At 67.6% G+C, this 16,149-nt stretch carries 16 protein-coding genes and 1 pseudogene; 8 read left to right on the forward strand and 9 right to left on the reverse strand.

The features are described 5' to 3' along the window. Nucleotides 1-33: 33 nt before the first annotated feature. From OMP43_RS05140 to OMP43_RS05160, 5 genes are all read right to left on the reverse strand, one after another. On the reverse strand, nt 34-594 hold the full coding sequence (locus OMP43_RS05140; protein WP_280278660.1) for a fasciclin domain-containing protein: 561 nt from the start codon (nt 592-594) through the stop codon (nt 34-36). An 83-nt stretch (nt 595-677) separates the two neighbouring features. Next, on the reverse strand, nt 678-1,382 hold the full coding sequence (locus tag OMP43_RS05145; RefSeq protein ID WP_280278661.1) for an anti-sigma factor: 705 nt from the start codon (nt 1,380-1,382) through the stop codon (nt 678-680). Continuing rightward, the gene (locus tag OMP43_RS05150) at nt 1,375-1,935 is read right to left on the reverse strand and encodes a sigma-70 family RNA polymerase sigma factor (protein WP_280278662.1); all 561 of its coding nucleotides are present in this window, start codon (nt 1,933-1,935) and stop codon (nt 1,375-1,377) included. The genes OMP43_RS05145 and OMP43_RS05150 overlap by 8 nt, the downstream gene beginning before the upstream one ends. A gap of 51 nt (nt 1,936-1,986) precedes the next feature. Next, nucleotides 1,987-2,865: a hypothetical protein gene (locus OMP43_RS05155; RefSeq protein WP_280278663.1), complete on the reverse strand. Its 879-nt coding sequence runs from the start codon at nt 2,863-2,865 to the stop codon at nt 1,987-1,989. Between the two features lie 224 nt (nt 2,866-3,089). Continuing rightward, a complete protein-coding gene (locus OMP43_RS05160) occupies nt 3,090-3,503 on the reverse strand; it encodes a heavy metal-binding domain-containing protein (protein ID WP_280278664.1) in 414 nt (137 codons plus the stop codon). Between the two features lie 123 nt (nt 3,504-3,626). On the opposite strand from OMP43_RS05160, the gene OMP43_RS05165 reads away from it, so the two are divergent. The 5 genes and pseudogenes from OMP43_RS05165 to OMP43_RS05185 all read left to right on the forward strand — a co-directional run bounded on the left by OMP43_RS05165 (nt 3,627) and on the right by OMP43_RS05185 (nt 7,108). Continuing rightward, nucleotides 3,627-4,226, forward strand: a complete 600-nt coding sequence (locus OMP43_RS05165) for a hypothetical protein (RefSeq protein ID WP_280278665.1) — start codon at nt 3,627-3,629, stop codon at nt 4,224-4,226. Continuing rightward, entirely contained in the window at nt 4,226-4,708 is a 483-nt protein-coding gene (locus OMP43_RS05170) for a hypothetical protein (protein WP_280278666.1), read from the forward strand. Before OMP43_RS05165 ends, OMP43_RS05170 begins: the two co-directional genes overlap by 1 nt. 113 nt (nt 4,709-4,821) lie before the next feature. Further along, on the forward strand, nt 4,822-5,247 hold the full coding sequence (locus OMP43_RS05175; RefSeq protein WP_348538591.1) for a YciI family protein: 426 nt from the start codon (nt 4,822-4,824) through the stop codon (nt 5,245-5,247). Nucleotides 5,248-5,350: 103 nt separating this feature from the next. Further along, nucleotides 5,351-5,701 (forward strand): annotated as a pseudogene (locus tag OMP43_RS05180) (YciI family protein); the annotation flags it as partial. 132 nt (nt 5,702-5,833) lie between these two features. After that, nucleotides 5,834-7,108, forward strand: a complete 1,275-nt coding sequence (locus tag OMP43_RS05185) for an RNA polymerase sigma factor (protein WP_280278667.1) — start codon at nt 5,834-5,836, stop codon at nt 7,106-7,108. An 11-nt stretch (nt 7,109-7,119) separates the two neighbouring features. Here OMP43_RS05185 and OMP43_RS05190 read toward each other — a convergent pair whose 3' ends face one another. From OMP43_RS05190 to OMP43_RS05200, 3 genes are all read right to left on the reverse strand, one after another. After that, a complete protein-coding gene (locus OMP43_RS05190; protein WP_280278668.1) occupies nt 7,120-7,383 on the reverse strand; it encodes a hypothetical protein in 264 nt (87 codons plus the stop codon). Nucleotides 7,384-7,429: 46 nt separating this feature from the next. After that, the gene (locus OMP43_RS05195) at nt 7,430-8,356 is read right to left on the reverse strand and encodes a sulfotransferase domain-containing protein (protein WP_280278669.1); all 927 of its coding nucleotides are present in this window, start codon (nt 8,354-8,356) and stop codon (nt 7,430-7,432) included. Between the two features lie 180 nt (nt 8,357-8,536). Next, nucleotides 8,537-9,709, reverse strand: coding sequence for a carbohydrate porin (locus OMP43_RS05200; RefSeq protein ID WP_280278670.1), 1,173 nt, complete (start codon nt 9,707-9,709; stop codon nt 8,537-8,539). Between the two features lie 127 nt (nt 9,710-9,836). On the opposite strand from OMP43_RS05200, the gene OMP43_RS05205 reads away from it, so the two are divergent. Further along, on the forward strand, nt 9,837-11,597 hold the full coding sequence (locus OMP43_RS05205) for a methyl-accepting chemotaxis protein (RefSeq protein ID WP_280278671.1): 1,761 nt from the start codon (nt 9,837-9,839) through the stop codon (nt 11,595-11,597). Between the two features lie 164 nt (nt 11,598-11,761). Here the strand turns inward: OMP43_RS05205 and OMP43_RS05210 are convergent, their stop codons facing one another. Then, on the reverse strand, nt 11,762-14,536 hold the full coding sequence (locus tag OMP43_RS05210; RefSeq protein WP_280278672.1) for a TonB-dependent receptor: 2,775 nt from the start codon (nt 14,534-14,536) through the stop codon (nt 11,762-11,764). A 233-nt stretch (nt 14,537-14,769) separates the two neighbouring features. Between OMP43_RS05210 and OMP43_RS05215 the strand changes: the two genes are divergently transcribed. Next, a complete protein-coding gene (locus tag OMP43_RS05215) occupies nt 14,770-15,276 on the forward strand; it encodes a DUF1993 domain-containing protein (RefSeq protein ID WP_280278673.1) in 507 nt (168 codons plus the stop codon). Continuing rightward, nucleotides 15,276-16,145, forward strand: coding sequence for a 2-dehydropantoate 2-reductase (locus OMP43_RS05220; protein ID WP_280278674.1), 870 nt, complete (start codon nt 15,276-15,278; stop codon nt 16,143-16,145). Before OMP43_RS05215 ends, OMP43_RS05220 begins: the two co-directional genes overlap by 1 nt. The last annotated feature ends 4 nt before the right edge of the window (nt 16,146-16,149 follow it).

Consider the following 16,149-nt stretch of genomic DNA (forward strand, 5'->3'; position numbering starts at 1 on the left):
CGCCCTGGGGGACCAGGACGAGCCCGACTCAGGTCAGGGCATGAGGACCGAGTCGATCACATGGATCACGCCGTTCGACTGATTGACGTCCGCAATGGTGATCTTCGCCTTGCCGCCCTTGGCATCGACAACCCACCAGGACCCGTCCGGCCCCTTGGTGACGGCAAGCTTCTCGCCCTGCACCGTGGTCAGCATCGCCTTGCCGCCATGCTTGGCGGCGTCCCTGGCCAGCATCGCCGCGCTCATCTTGCCCGGCACCACGTGATAGGTGAGGATCTTGGTGAGCATCGCCTTGTTCTCGGGCTTCACCAGCGTCTCCACGGTGCCGGCGGGCAGCTTGGCAAAGGCCTCGTTGGTCGGCGCGAAGACCGTGAAGGGCCCCGGCCCCGAAAGGGTGCCGACAAGCCCGGCCGCTTTCACCGCCGCGACCAGCGTCGTGTGATCCTGGGAGTTCACGGCGTTCTCGACGATGTTCTTGGTGGGATACATCGCCGCGCCGCCGACCATCGGATAGTCCTGGATCGCCGCCACGGCGCCCGTGGCGAGCAGCGCCGAACCGGCAGCGGTGAGAAATACCTGCTTGAGACTGGGCATGTTCTGGCTCCTTCTCCGGGGCACCGGGAGATGGTGCCTGGGGGGAGCTACGGCGCGGGAGGCGCAGCGGATGCGCGCCCGGTTCAGATCTTCGAGATTTTTCCGGCGGCGACCGGCGAACTGCTCGGCGCCCGGTGCGGTGCACCATCGCGCGGCTCCATCGTAACGGCGAGCGTCGCGCCCTCCTCCATGAAGCCCCGGTGATCGGCCGCCACGGCGATGCGGCTGCTGCCATTCGCCGCCACCAGCCCCAGCGAGCGCGGCACGCCATCGGCGGGAATGATCCAGAGTTCGGGCGCAAGCCGGGAATCCGGCATGCGAATGGCACGAATGCGCAGCTCGCCGGCCGCCGCATCATAGCTGGCGGCAAGCAGCGCCCCCTTCTCGCCGCCATCGAGCTGGGCCACCGCGATCTGCTCGGGCGCGCGGACGATGGTGACGGGAGCGGATGCCGGCCGCAGGAGCAACGCCAGCGCCAGCGATGCGGCCAGCGCGCCCGAGCCCAAAGCAGCGATCCGCCACCAACGCAACGCGACCGGAGGGCGGGTCGGCTCGGTCCCGTCCAGCCGGCGCGCGATGGCGGGCCAGATATCGGGCCCGGGAACCTCGGCAAAGCCGGCACTCAGCGGCGCCAGTCGCGCCTGCCATGTCTCGACCAGCGCGGCGAACGCATCGTCCGCCAGCTTCAGGCGCAGCGCCTGCGCCAGAGCGTCGCCCTCCAGCACGCCCAGCGCCAGCTCGGCAGCGAGCATGTCGCGCGCTTCGGGAGACATTGCCGGCTCAGCCATCGAGGCACTCCCGGAGCTGGGCAAGGCCGCGGCGAATCCAGCTTTTCACAGTGCCGAGCGGCACCGCCATGCGCTCGGCAAGCCGGGGATAGCTGAGCCCGTCGAAAAAGGCCGAGCGGATCGCGCCGCCCTTCTGCGGATCGAGCGCATCGAGGCAATGGAAGATCCGCGCGCGCTCCTCCGCGCCTTCGATCAGCTCGATCGCGCTCGCGGAATCGTCCGCTACGCCTGCCGCCTCTTCCTCGGGCAGCAATAAGGGGCCGGCGGCGCGGCGACGATCGATCGCCGTATTGCGCGCGATAGTGCACAGCCAGGTGATCGGGCTCGCCCGCTGCGCATCGAAGCGCCCGGCGCGGTTCCAGATCTTGAGATAGACTTCCTGCAAGATATCCTCTGCGGTTTCCCTGTCGCGGGAGATACGCAGGCAGACGCCGAACAGCTTCGCCGAAGTGGAATCATATACGCGCCGCAACGCTTCGCGATCGCCCTCGGCGACACGGGCCAGTGCATCGACCAGCCCTGCGCGGGCGGAATCCGTGGCATCGCGTTTCATCCGGACGGCAGGCTATACCCTGCACCGGCTCCTGTCAGCCCGGCCCGGCCATCAGCTCGGCCGGATGAGATCCGCGATCACGCACCCGGCTGCGCTCAGCGAGGACATCAGCACGAGCACGAGCAGGATCACACGCACCCGCCGCCGCTGGTGCCGTTCCGCCAGCACATTCTCCCAGTGATCGGGATCGGCGGTATTGTCACGCCAGAGCTCGACCCGCGCCGGATCCATCTCGATTTCCAGTTCGGGCCAGATCTCGCGCACGATCAACAGCAGCTCATGCACCAGCACAGGATCGCAACGCCCCCGGCCCGATCCGGGATAGGCCTTGGTAGTAAGCTCGACCCAGGCATGGTGATGCGCGTTGACCGGTTTGCGGACGACCTGGAGGAACCGCACCAGCCGATAGCGCCGAACCACCTCGACGATCGCGGCGTCGGTCGAGATATCGATCTCACGCGTCGCCCAGCCGAAAAACTCGGTGGCGGGAATTACCAGCCCCACCGCGAGCCGGCCCCGGTCTGCGATCAGATGCGCCACTTCCCGCTCGGCCGCGCCATAGACGCCGATGCCCGCCTCGCCCAGCTCCTCGGTGATGCCGCGCCAGCTCTCCCGCAAGGCCGCCTTGGCCTCGCGATCGAGCCACGGCTGCCCATTTCGCGCCGCCGCGTCGAACAGGGCGGCCAGCATCGCGATCCGGATGGCGTAGCCAGCGGCCGCGCCGGACGATGGCGGGGACATCCCCTCGGCCTCGGTGCCGGGGGCCTCCCCATCGCGGGCGAGCATATAGGCCTCGCGCAGCAAGAGGAACGCGCCCGGATCGGCATCCGGGTCCAGCGCCTTCAGCCGAGCAGCATAGGCAATGCGGATCGCACGCCGGTCGGCCGTCGGCGCGATGCCGAGCGCGGCCCATATTTCGCTTTCCCCCATGCCCATAGCTTCGGCGACCACCGGCACGCAGGTCAAGATGACGATGCCGGCGCATGTCTGGGCGAAGGCGGTACGGGGTTGTCCGCTGCCCGGGAGGAAACGCTCCAAAGGCTGCCCGCGGCCGGCGGCGGCCGGGAACGGAGAAAAGCCGCCGCCCGGGATACCGGACGGCGGCCTCTTTCTTGCGCGTCACGCCCGGCGCGCGAGCGCCCGGCCGCCGACAGTTACTTCGCGGCCGCTGCCGTCGCCTCGCCCGGAGCCAGGAACTTGATCGCAGTGCCGGTGGCGTTGGTCTTACCCCAGCTGAGCGCGCTCACATGCGAATCGCCATATTTGGCGTTGATCACCGCATCGGCTCCCAGCTTCTCGGCCCGCTCCCAGAGTTCGCGATAGATCTTGGTCTGCGATGCTTCCTTGCTGAAGATCGTCGCCTTGCGGACGCCGGCCTTGATCTCGCCGAGCACCTTGTAGGGCCGATCCGGGAGGTCGGTGGCGAAGACGGGGACGCCAACGTCTTCATTGACGACGACATAGTGCTTCTCGGCCTTGCCCTTGGCTTTGTCTTGCGCCGAAACCAGCGACGGCGATGCCACCAGAACAGCCACGGCGGCAAGCGCCGCGAGACGCGTGAATTTCATGATTCCCCCCTTTGATGACCCGAATCCCATTCGGGCGGGGCGAACCTGCCCCAAGCGTGCGCATTCGACAAGAGCTTGCCAAATGCTTTACCGCGAGGGATATTCTCCTGAGGGGGACTTATCATGATCTTTAGCCTGATGGCCTTTGCCGGGCTTTGCACCGCCGTGCAGGACGTTCCGGCAGCGGCGGCCACGCCGGCGCCGGTGGCCGCGGCGACACCCGCGCCGATGCGGGTGGCGTTGCCGCGCGACACGCCGGTCGAGCTGATCGCGACGCGCGAAGTCAGCACGGCGGACGCCAAGCCGGGCACGCCGATCAAGCTCCAGGTCCGTCGCGCCGTGCTGATCGGCGACCGGGCCGTGATCCCGGCGGGCACGCCGGCCTGGGGCGAAGTAGTGACGGCGACCGACGCCGGCGGCCTGGGCAAGTCGGGCAAGATGACCGCCCGGCTGAAGCATATCCAGCTCGGCGAAGTGACGATCCCGATCGACGGCGAGATCAGCAGCAAGGGCCGCACGGGCTCGGTGGCCGGCGCGGTGCTCACCGGCGGCCTGGTGGGCCTGTTCCATCGCGGCAACAATGCCAAGATCAAGGCCGGCGAGATCGTCAGCAGCTTCGTCACCGAAGATATCGTCCTCGATTTCTCCGGCACCGCGGTGAAGCGGGTACCGGCGGACGAAGCCATCGCGACGCCGCCGCCCGCGCCCGTGGCGGGCACATGATGATCGCCGCGCTCCTGCTGCTCGGAACAGCACCACTCGCCCCGTGCGAGCGGGACCTGGTGCTGGCCGAAGGCACGACGATCATGCTGCGCACTGCCGAGCGCCTGTCGAGCAAGCACGCCGCGACAGGTGACATGGTGGCGCTCACCGTGGCCGAGGACGTGAAGATCGATGGCCTTGTCGCGATTCCGGCAGGCACGCCCGCCAGGGGCCAGATCGCCGAAGCCAGCGGCACGGGCGGGCTCGGCGCCGCGGGCCGGCTGATGCTCCGCCCCCTTTATCTGCAGCTGGGCGAGACGATCGTCCGGCTCGACGGGCAATCGCGGCGCAACGGTACCCTCCCGGTGGCGACCGCGGTGGGCATGGTCGCCGTGAGCGGATTGTTCAGTGGGCGCACCGCGCAGATTCCAAGCGGCTCGCCGCTGGAATCGGCGGTCCGGCGCACGGTCACGCTGCACGTGAAGCTACCCGACGGCTGCTGAATCCCCGCGTCCGGAGAGCCGAGCGAAATTTTTTCGCTCCCCTGTCGATTTCCCCGCGCTTCGTTCGTCGTCAGGATAGGAAGCGATGGCGCTTCGATCCGAGGAGATGAACGATGCGTGTGCTGGTGTTCGTGAAAGCGAGCGAGGATAGCGAGAACAGCGTTCCCCCCACGCCCGAGGCATGGGCGGCGATGGACGCATTCACCGAGGAGCTGGTCCAGGCCGGCGTCTTCGTCGCCGCGGCGGGGCTCAAGCCTAGCGTCGAGGGCAAGCGCATCATCTATCAGGGTGCGGATCGCCGGGTGATCGACGGGCCGTTCGCCGAAGCCCGCGAGCTGGTCGCCGGCTTCTCGATCTGGGAAGTCAAGGACATGGACGAAGCGGTGGCCTGGGCCAAGCGCTGTCCCAATCCGATGTCGGGCACCAGCGAAGTCGAGATCCGTCCCTTCTTCGAGGCGGCGGACCTGGCGGAGTTCCTGACCGAGGACGAACTTTCGGCACCGCGCGAAGGCACGCGCGGCAAGCTCGGCGTCGCCTGAGGCGCACGAGAAAATAATTTCATCCCCTGTCGATTCCGCCAGTCGCGGATCGTCGTCAGGATACGAGGCGATGGTGCCTCGAAGAACCCCTGGGAGAATAACGATGCGTGTGATGGTTCTGGTGAAGGCGACCGAGGACAGCGAAAAGGGCGTGATGCCCACCACCGAGCTGCTCGACGCGATGATGAAGTATAATGAGGAGCTGGTGAAGGCCGGCATCATGACCGGCGGCGACGGGCTCAAGCCCAGTTCCGCCGGCAAGCGGGTGGCGTTCGACGGGCCCGGCCGCACCGTGATCGACGGCCCCTTCGCCGAGACCCGCGAGCTCGTCGCGGGCTATTGGCTGTGGGAAGTCAAGGACATGGACGAAGCGGTCGAATGGGTGAAACGCTGCCCCAATCCCATGTTCGGGCCGAGCGAGATCGAAATCCGCCCCTTCTTCGAGATGGAGGATTTCGCCGAGATCGTCACGCCCGAGATCGCGGAGCGCGAAGCCCGGCTGCGCGCCGGAGCCGAAAGCCGCTGACGCCGCACCGGTCGCCGCCCGCCGCTTGCCCTCGCCGCGCGTGAAGGTCAAACAGGCGGCGTGGCGGCGATCGATATCCAGCGCACGATCGAAACGGTCTTCCGGATCGAACGGCCCCGGCTGATCGCCGGGCTCGCCCGGATGCTGCGCGATATGGGCCGGGCCGAGGAACTGGCCCAGGACGCGCTGGTGATCGCCCTCGCCGAATGGCCGGCGCGCGGCGTTCCGGACAATCCCGGCGCCTGGCTGATGGCGGCGGCCAAGCGCCGCGCGATCGACGGCCTGCGCCGCGACAAGATGCGCGCGCGCAAGCACGCGGAGATCGGCCGCGACCTGGAGACCGCGCGCGACACCAGCGTCGAGGACATGGAAGCCGCCATGGACGACGATGTGGGCGACGAGCTGCTCGGCCTGATCTTCACCGCCTGCCACCCGGTACTCTCGCCCGATGCGCGGGCCGCACTCACGCTGCGGCTGGTCGGCGGCCTCGCCACCGACGAGATCGCCCGCGCCTTCCTCACGTCCGAGCCGACGATCGCCCAGCGCATCGTCCGCGCGAAGAGGACGATCGGCCAGGCCGGCCTTGCCTTCGAAGTGCCGCGCGGAAGCGAGCGCGCCGGCCGCCTCGCCTCGGTGCTGGAGGTGATCTACCTGATCTTCAACGAAGGCTATGCCGCCACCGCGGGCGAAGACCTGGTGCGGCCGGCGCTGTGCGGCGAGGCGCGGCGGCTCGGGCGCATCCTTGCCGGCCTGGCACCCGACGAGCCGGAGGTGCTCGGCCTGCTCGCGCTGATGGAGATCCAGTCCTCCCGCCTCGCCGCGCGCACCGCCCATGACGGATCGTTCGTGCCGCTGCCCGAGCAGAACCGTGCCCGCTGGGACCGCGGCATGATCGCGCGCGGGCTCGCCGCGCTCGACCGGGCCGAGGCGCTGGGCGGCGGCGACGGCCCCTATGCGCTGCAGGCCGCGCTGGCGGCCTGCCATGCCCGGGCGCTCACGCCGGAGGCGACCGACTGGCCGCGCATCGCCGGCCTCTACGACCGGTTGCGCCTGCGCCTCCCCTCCCCCGTCGTCGATCTCAATCGCGCGGTCGCCCATGCCATGGCCTTCGGGCCCGAGGCCGGCCTCGCCATTGCCGACCAGCTCGCCGACGCGGCGATGCTGCGCAACTATGCCCCGCTCCCCGCCGCGCGCGGCGACTTCCTGTTCCGCGCCGGCCGGCTGGCCGAGGCGAAGGCCGAGTTCGTCCGGGCGGCATCGCTCACCCGCAACGAAGGCGAAAGGCGTTTCCTGCTCGGACGGGCGGCCGCCTGCATGCCGGCCGATACCGCTTGACGGCAGCGGGGCTATTCCCGCTCCAGCCGCCACGCCGCGTCGAGATATCGCTCCGCCGCCGCCTTGAGCGCGGGCTCCTTCTCAAAGGCCTGGGCCGGCAGGGGCGCGATGCCGAGCCCCTCCATCACCACCCAGAGCGCGAACTTGCGCGAAGGCTCCTGCTCCACGCCGAAATCGATGCGCAGCCGCTCCTCTCCGCGCGCGCGGACGGCATCGTCCAGCGCCTCGGGTTCGTCGGTGCCGAAATAATGGTTGAGCAATGCGTCGAGGTCCATGCGCCCTACTTCGGCGCATGGACCTCGATCTGCAAGCGGCCGGCCGTTACGCCGCCGCGCCGCCTGCAAGCCATGTCGCGCATTCGGCGCCGAGCTCGGCCAGCGCCATGGCCTCGTACCGGGCCATGTCCTCGGCCGTCAGCGCTCCGGGCCACCGGCCATCGATGCCCTTGTCGATGAAGGTCTCCGCGCCACCGTCCCATAGCGCGCCGCCCAGCGGGGCGAGCTGGGGGGCGTTGGCCTTCATCCAGTCGAAGCCGCAATGGCGCAGGATGCGCGGCCAGCTCGTGGGATCGACTTCGATCTCGAGGAAATCGGCGATCCGGCGGATCTCGCCCGCCAGGTCGCGCCGCAGCGCCTCGAAATGGACGAGGTGGACATTGGGCAGGTCGCGGACCATCCACCAGCTCCGCACATTCTCCCAGAAGGGCCAGAAGGGCGCGCCGTCGCCATCAAGCCATTCGCGGAAATAGGCGCCGGCATCGGGATTGGCGCGCGGCACCGGGGGGCCGATCCGGCCGGGCGTGTCGTTGAGCATCGCATGCCAGGCGTCGGTCGCGTGCAGATGATGATCGTGCAGACTCCGCGCCACGTCGTGCCCGTCGCGCGCGACATGGATATACTTGGCCCTGGGGCTGAAGCGCAGCGCATCGATCGGCAGATGCGTCTTGAGGATGCGGCGATGCGCCTGCGCCTCCAGCATGGCGAGCCTGGCCAGCACCGGCCCAACCCGCAGATCGACCCAGGGCGAGATATCCGCGATCGAAACCTCGGGATCCCCGTTGAACACCAGCTGCGCGACGATCTGCTGCATCCAGGTGGTGCCCGACCTGGCATAGCCGGCGACCACCACATCGTCGCCACGGAACCGCAGATCGTTCCAGATGGTCGAGTCGAAATGATGATTGTGCAGTTCGCGCAACTTGCGCGGGAACCTCGCCGGAACGGCCTCCGGCGCGAAGGTCACGGGCATTTCGCTTGTCCTACTAGAGTTGCAGGGTGGACTATGAATGCAACACACCACGGTCAATCAGCAAATCGCGCCATGCCTTACCAAGAACAACGCGAGTCATAGCCAAGTGTTATGCGATCCCGGCTCAACTAAACCTGATCTATAGATTACAATTCTTTCACCTGCGCCGGATTGCCGCCCTCAGAACTCCAGCGTCGTGCGCAAGGTGATCACCGTGACGCGCGGCGCATCCTCGTCACCGCCGCGATTCCAGATGAACTGCAGGTCCGGCTGCAAGGTCAGGAAACTGGCGAGCTGGTCCGAATAGGTCAGCTCGATCGCATTCTCCGCCGTGGCGGTGCGGACGCCGCCGGCGCGCAGCAAATCGCGATAGCGGTCCGCGAGATAGGCCTGGTTCATACCGATCGAGAACTGGCTGTCGTCGCGGCCGGGCACGACATGGGCCACGCGCAAGCCCGCCTGCCAGCCGCCCTTGTAGGGCGTGGTCCTGCCGTCCGATATCCCGGCGCGGGCGAACAGGCTGGCGGCGAAAGGCGCGTCCCGGCCGCCCAGTGCCTTCTCGGCAATCACATAGGCCCCCCGCGCCTTGCGGCGCACCGGATTGCCGGCATCGTCGGTATCGGCGATGTCGTCCTGTCGCCGGGTATAGCCCCAGGCGCCGAGCGCCAGCTTGTCGCCGTCCTTCTCCACCCCCGCTTCGCCGATCAGCAGCGCGCCGTGCTGGAAATCGAGCGCCGAGCCGCGATCGTCGCCCAGCGCGCCCGCCGTGGCGTTCAGCACCGCGACGCGCGCGAAGCCCACGCCGCCGAAACGCTGCTCGACGCGGATCGCCAATGCCGTGGTCGGAAAGATCGAGGGGCCGTTGGGGCCGGTAGCCGCGATCTCCGAGCCGACGCCGAAGGCCGGTGCGAGCAACAGGCCCGACGCCTCGCTGGCATAGAATTCGCTGTTGAGGTCATAGAGGCCGGCCCGCACCGTCGTCGCGGTGCCCAGCTTCTGCTCCACCCAGACCTCGAACAGGCGCAGCTTGGGCGAGGCGACTTCGATATTGTCGACGCCCTGCAGCGTGCCCGCCACATCGTTGGGCCGGCCGCCGAAATTGTTGAGCAGGCCGATATGGAAGCGCGCGCTCTTCCAGCCGACCAGCCGCGCCAGATCTCCATCCGCCTCGATGTTCAGGTCGTCGAGCCCGAAGCTGCGCATCCGGCGGCCATCGGCGCTCACGCCCGACAGGTCGACGCGATAGGTCGCGCCGATATCCAGGGCAGGATCGCCGGCTTCCTGTGCCAGCGCCGATGTCGAAAAAAGCAATGCGAGCGCAGTCGAGCCCCCGCCAAGCGTCGTCCTACCCATGTTTCAGCCCCGCGTTGTGAAACCCCCCGGACACAATAATAGAGGGCTCCCGCCGAGCCGCGGGCCGCTCCCCCTATAATTGGCTCGGAGGCGGACGCCGCGGAGGCTTCCGCGCGGGAGATTTCTCGTGAAGATCACGTCGCTGAACAAAGCCACGACGCAGGCCGCCGCCGTTTTGATCGGCATCGCCGCCCTTTCCGGAGGGACCGGCCTCTTCATCGTGGCGAAGGAAAATGCCGCCATCGCCGAACAGGCGATCGCGGCGAACCTCCTCCAGAACCATATGGAAGCCGACATGATGCACGACGCGGTGCGCGCGGATGTGCTCGGCGCGCTGCTCGGCGGCGGCGACGCCGCCCGCCAGCAGACGCTGAGCGACCTCAAGGAGCATCTCGACACCCTGTCCCGGGCAATCGACAAGGACGCCGCCTTCACGGGTGCCGAGAGCATCGTCGCCGCGACCAGCAAGCTCAAGGCGCCGATGGACGCCTATGCCGCCGCCGCGCAGAAGATCGTCGAGTCCGCCGGCAGCGATCCGGTCGCCGCGCGTGCGCAACTGCCGGCCTTCATGGAACAGTTCCGCGCGCTCGAGAAATCGATGGGAGCCGCTTCGGACGCGATCGACAGCCATGCACACCAGGTCGCCGCCAGCTCGGCCACGCTCGGCACCGTGGCGATGATCATCCTGTCCATCACCCTGCTCGCCGGCATGGGCACGGCCTTCCTGCTCGCCCAGGTCGCGCGCCGCCTGCTCGTCCGTCCGCTGCTCGATCTTGCCGACACGATGCGCGCGCTGGACGGGGGCGACCTGTCGGTCCGCGTGCCGCACGCCGATCGCGAGGACGAACTGGGCGGGATGGCCCAGGCGATCGACGCCTTCCGCGACAAGCTCAAGGCCGCCGAGGCCGCCAAGGAGGCGCAGACGCGCCTGATCGTCGATACGGTCGGCACCAGCCTCGACGCGCTGGCGCGTGGCGATCTCAGCGTCGAGATCGAGGCCGAACTCACCGGGCCCTTCGCCGCGCTCAAGCGCAGCTTCAACGATGCCGCGCAGGGCCTGCGGGCGCTGATCGGCAATGTCGTGACCGGCACCGAGAACATCCGCACCGGCGCGAGCGAGATCGCCTCGGCCTCGGAGGATCTTGCCCGCCGTACCGAGAGCAATGCCGCAAGCCTGGAAGAGACTTCCGCCGCCATCCACGCGATCGATCACCGCCTCAAGTCGATCGCGCTCTCGGCCAATGAGACGCTGTCGCGCGCCGATGGCGCCATCGCCGTGGTCGGCAACGGCCGTGCGATCGCGGATGAAGCGGTGCAGGCGATGACGCGCGTGTCGGAGTCCGCCAAGGGCATCGACGGCGTGATCGAGGGGCTGGACAAGATCGCCTTCCAGACGCGGGTGCTCGCGATGAACGCGGCGGTGGAAGCGGGCCGCGCCGGCGAGGCGGGGCGCGGCTTCGCGGTCGTCGCCGATCTGGTCTCGGCCCTGGCGATGCGGGCGGAGGAAGAGGCCGGCCGCGCCCGCGACCAGCTGACCGCGACCCAGGCCGACATCGTCGCCGCGGTGGACGCGGTGCAGAAGGTCGACGGCGCCCTTTCCGACATCTCCGGCGATGTCGGCCAGGTCCACGCCCTGATCGGCACCATGGCGGAGGACAACAACGCCCAGTCGCATGCGATCAGCCAGGTGAGCGACGCGGTCGGCGACATGGATCGCGGCACCCAGCAGAACGCCGCGATGGTCGAGGAGACTTCCGCTGCCGCGCGCAACCTCACCCGGGAAGTCGACACACTGGCCGACAGCGCCGCGAGCTTCACCATCGTCGCGCCGCAAGGCCATCGCCCCGCCGGGCAGCGCCCGGGAGTGAACGGCTCCACGCTGCACTAGGGTGGGAACGCATGTAACTCTTTGAGTTTATACAGATAACATTCTCATTCCGTCATCCCCGCCTCCGCGGGGATGACGGTGGGGCATATGAGTCCCCAACCCGGCCGAAAGCGCCGGCGCGGTCCATGCCGCGCCGGCTCTCCTCGTTCCTCGTGCCGCCGCGATCAGAACCTGATCTTCGCGCCGAACTTGCCGGTGAAGCTATAGTCCTCATATTGCAGCAGCCGCGAGCGGCCCGCGAAGTTGCGATAGGCGTAATAGGGCTCGTTGGTGAGGTTGATCAGGTCGCCGAAGACCTGGATGTTCTTGGTGATCCAGTATTTGGCGCTGATATCGAGCTGGAAGTGATCGGTGACATAACGATCCTCGGTCGCATCGTCGCCCAGCTCGTCGAGATATTTGTCGCGATAGGTGCCGGCGACACGGAAGGAGATCGGCCCCTTCTCATAGCCCAGCACGACGTTGAACGTGTTCCGCGCCGACGAAGGCAGCGGAATCACCCGGGGATCGCCGATGTCGCCATCCTTGAGCACCGTGCCCTTGGCGTCGGTGAAGGTATAGTTGATCTGGGTCAGCAGCCCGCTCAGCGCCCCCGGCAGGAAGCTGTAGACCTGGCTGTAGCTGAACTCGACGCCGTTGATGCGCGCGCTCGGCCCGTTGTAGGGGACCAGCGCCTGATCGAGGGTGCGTCCGTTATAGGCATAGTCCTCATATACGCGGTCGACGATGTAGTTCTTGATGTCCTTGTGGAAATAGCCGAGCGACAGGCCGCCGCCCTTGCCGAAATAATATTCCGCCGAGGCATCGAAGTTCCACGCCTTGTAGGGCTGGAGGTTCGGGTTGCCGAACTCGCCCTCATCGTCCTCGATCACCACGCGCGGGGCCAGCTTCGAGAATTTCGGGCGCACCAGGCTGCGATAGCCGGCCGCGCGCAGGACCAGGCCGTCGGTCGGCTCGAAGCGCGTGGTCAGGCTGGGCAGCCAGTCGGTATAGCTGCGGGTGACGCGGATCGGCGTCACCGTCCCGGCGTCCAGGTCCAGCACCTGGCCATGGATGTCGTTATGGGTGCGCTCCATGCGCACGCCGCCGATCACGCGGATCTTGGCGCTGTCCCAGCGGGCGAGCAGATAGCCGGCCGAGACGTCTTCCTTCACCTTGTAGTCGGAGTCGTTCGAGCTTTCGAAGGTGTCGCCTTCGTCCAGCGCGAACAGGCTGCGATTGGCGTCGAAATAGGTGCGGAACGCAGTCTTCGACAGCGCCGGCTCGATGTTCGCCAGGTCATAGTCCTGCGGGCCGAGCAGGTCCCGCATGGTCAGGTCGCCCGGGCCGTCATATTCATAAACGTCGATGTTCGCGTTGTAGCGCTTGGTGCGCCAGCGGAACTTGGCGCCGCCCTGCACCGTGAACTCGCCCGCGCCGGTCGCGAAGGTCTTGGCGAGGTCCGCCTTGGCCGCCCATTCGGTATCGACCGAATCGCTCAGCGTCGTGCGCTCGAGCTTGTCGAACGCATATCCCGTCGGATCGACGAACGCCGCTTGGCCCGCCACGATATTGTAGCGGGTCTTCATGGGGTCGCCATAGTCGAAGGCGACGACGAAATTGTCGCCATCGTCGAACTTGCGCTCGAACGCGGCCGGATCGATCGAGCCGTTCTCGCGCTCGCTCGACCGGGCCCAGCTGCCCGAATAGTTGAGCCGCCAGCCATTGGCCTTGGTCTCGCCGCCCAGCGTGACCGACTTGATCTCCTGGCGCTCGAAGCGATCCTTGAGGTCGCGCGTGACCGTGATCTCGCCGTCCCGGGAATCGAAGGTGGCGCCGGTGGCGGTGCCGCCGGAGGGCGATTCGTCCATCTCGAAGGTCAGCCGGCGGCGATATTCCTGATCGTCGAAGCGCGAATACAGGCCGCGCGCATAGAGCGTGGTGGTCTCGCTGGGCTTGAAATCGAGCGACAGCGACGAGCTGAAGCGCTTACGCTCCACGTCATAGTCGCGATATTCCACGGTGTCGGCATAAGCGTTGCCGCCATCCTCGTCCCAGCCGTCCATCTCCTCATTGTTGGTCGCGAACTTGCGCTGATAATAGGAGACGCCGCCGGCGATGCCGAAATTGTCGGTGATGCGGGTCGAGAAATCGAAGCTCGCCTTGGGCGTCACCGTCTCGCGCAGATTGTTGTAGCTGCCCTCGATCGAGGCGGTCAGCAGGTCCTTCTTGCGGGCGAAGGCGCTCACCGTGTTGATCTCGATCGACGCGCCGATCGTATCGGCGTCCATGTCCGGCGTGAGGGACTTCTTGACCTCGATCGATTCAATCGTGTCGCTCGAGATCACATCGAGCGCGACCGAGCGGACATCGGATTCCGGCGCGGGCAGGCGCGTGCCGTTGACCGAGGTGCCGTTGAGCTCCGGATCGAGGCCGCGGACCGAGACGAAGCGGCCCTCACCCTGGTCGTTCAGGATGTTGATGCCGGGCAGGCGGCGGAGCGATTCCGCCACGTTCTGGTCGGGGAACTGGCCGACCGCGTCGCGAGTCAGCACGCTCTCCACGCCGTCGGCGGCGCGCTGGCGCGAGAGCGAACCGAGCAGGTTGGCGCGCTGGCCGACCACCAGGATCTGGCTGCCCGCCGTGCCGAGCACCAGGTCCTGCCGGAGCACACCGCTCTCGGGCACCACGATCCTCACCTCGCTCGCGGGCACGCCGGCAAATTCGGCGCGCAGCGTATAGGTGCCGGCCGGCACGTCGCCAAAGCGGAAGCTGCCCGAAGCGTCGGCTTCGGTGGTACGGCGCAGCTCAACGATGGTGACGCGCGCGCCCTGCAGGTTGCGGGTGCCGCTCGCCTCGGAAACATTGCCGGTCACGTCATGGGCGTGCGCGGCGACCGGTGCGGCGAAGAGCACGGCGCCAAACAGCAGGCGCGTGCGGAGAGACGGTTGACGAAACATGAAATCGGACCCCCTTCGATGTGCACGGGCCCGGTTGCGTCAGATCATGAATGGTACATTTCTTATTGGAGACAATTCAGTGACACCACCCTAAGCCATTGCCTTGGCAAGAATCTTTGTCGCGAACCGCCATCGTGCATTTTGCTGCGGCCCAGTATCGGGCATCGTCGGAAACATTTCGCCCCCGTCCACGCCCGTTGCGCCGCGTTTCGCGGGGGCGTATCTGCGCGGCCATGGCAACCGAACTCTACGACCTGACCGTCCCGGTCTTCCTGCGCGGCTTCAAGGCAATGGCCGCCTTTCTCGAAAAGGCGCGCGCATGGGCCGACGAGCAGGGCATCCAGCACGAGGAATTGCTCGCCGCGCGGCTGGCCGAGGACATGGCGCCGCTCACTGCGCAGATCCAGCGTGTCAGCGATTCGGCGAAGCTCGCCATGGCCCGGATCGGCGGGATCGATGCACCGGCAATGCCCGATACCGAGACGAGCTTCGACGAGCTTCAGGCGCGCATCGCCGCCACCGTGGCGTTCCTCAAGGCCATCCCGCGCGACGCGATCGACGGGCGGGAGGACACCGATGTCGAAGTGAAGACGCCCAGCCGCAGCTTCCACTTCAAGGGGCTGCCCTATGTGACCGGCTTCGTGCTTCCCAATTTCTATTTCCACATGACCACCGCCTACGCGATCCTGCGCCACAAGGGCGCGCCGATGGGCAAGATGGATTATCTGGGCGGCATCTGATGGTCCGCATCGCGGTGATCGGCGCGGGTGCCATCGGCGGTACCCTGGCCGCCTGGCTGGCCCAGAATCACGACGTCACGATCTGCGCGCGTTCCCCGCTCGCCGATCTCGAGGTCGAGACGCCCGAGGGCCCGATCCGCGCCGCGCCGCGCATCCTCACCGATCCGGCCGGCGCGGATGCGGTGGACTGGATACTCTGCACCACCAAGACCTATGACTGCGCCGCGGCGGCGGCGTGGTTGCCCGGCCTGATGGGCCCGGCCACCCGGCTCGCGGTGATCCAGAACGGCGTCGAGCAGCGCGATCGCTTTCCCCAGGTGCCGGCCCAGCGCACCGTGCCGGTGATCATCGACCTGCCGGCCGAGCGGCACGCCCCCGGCCGCATCGTCCAGCGCCGCAATGGCACGATCCACGTGCCCGAGGGCGAGGCCGGCGAGGCCCTGGTCGCACTGTTCGCCGACACGCCGATCGACGCGCGGACCACGCCCGATTTCGTCACGGCGGCCTGGCGCAAGCTCGCGATCAACTGCTCGGGGATCGTCAGCGCGCTCACCCACCGCGCCGCCGAGGTGGCAAACGATCAGGGCGTCGCGGAAGTGATGCGCGTCCTCGTGCGCGAATGCATCGCGGTGGGTCGGGCAGAGGGCGCCGACCTGCCCGACAAGCTCGCCGACCAGGTCGTCAGATGGACGACGCTCGCGCATCCGCAATCGGTCAACTCGCTCCAGGCCGATTTCGAGGCGGGCCGCCAGACCGAAGTCGATGCGCGCAACATGGTGATCGTCCGCCAGGGCGCGCGGCACGGCATCGATGCGCCGATGAACCTTGCGCTCGCATCTCTCCTAATGGCGGCATCCACTCGGAATTAACCGT

It is taken from the genome of Sphingomonas sp. CBMAI 2297 (genome assembly GCF_029870595.1).
Taxonomy (GTDB): Bacteria; Pseudomonadota; Alphaproteobacteria; order Sphingomonadales; family Sphingomonadaceae; genus Sphingomonas.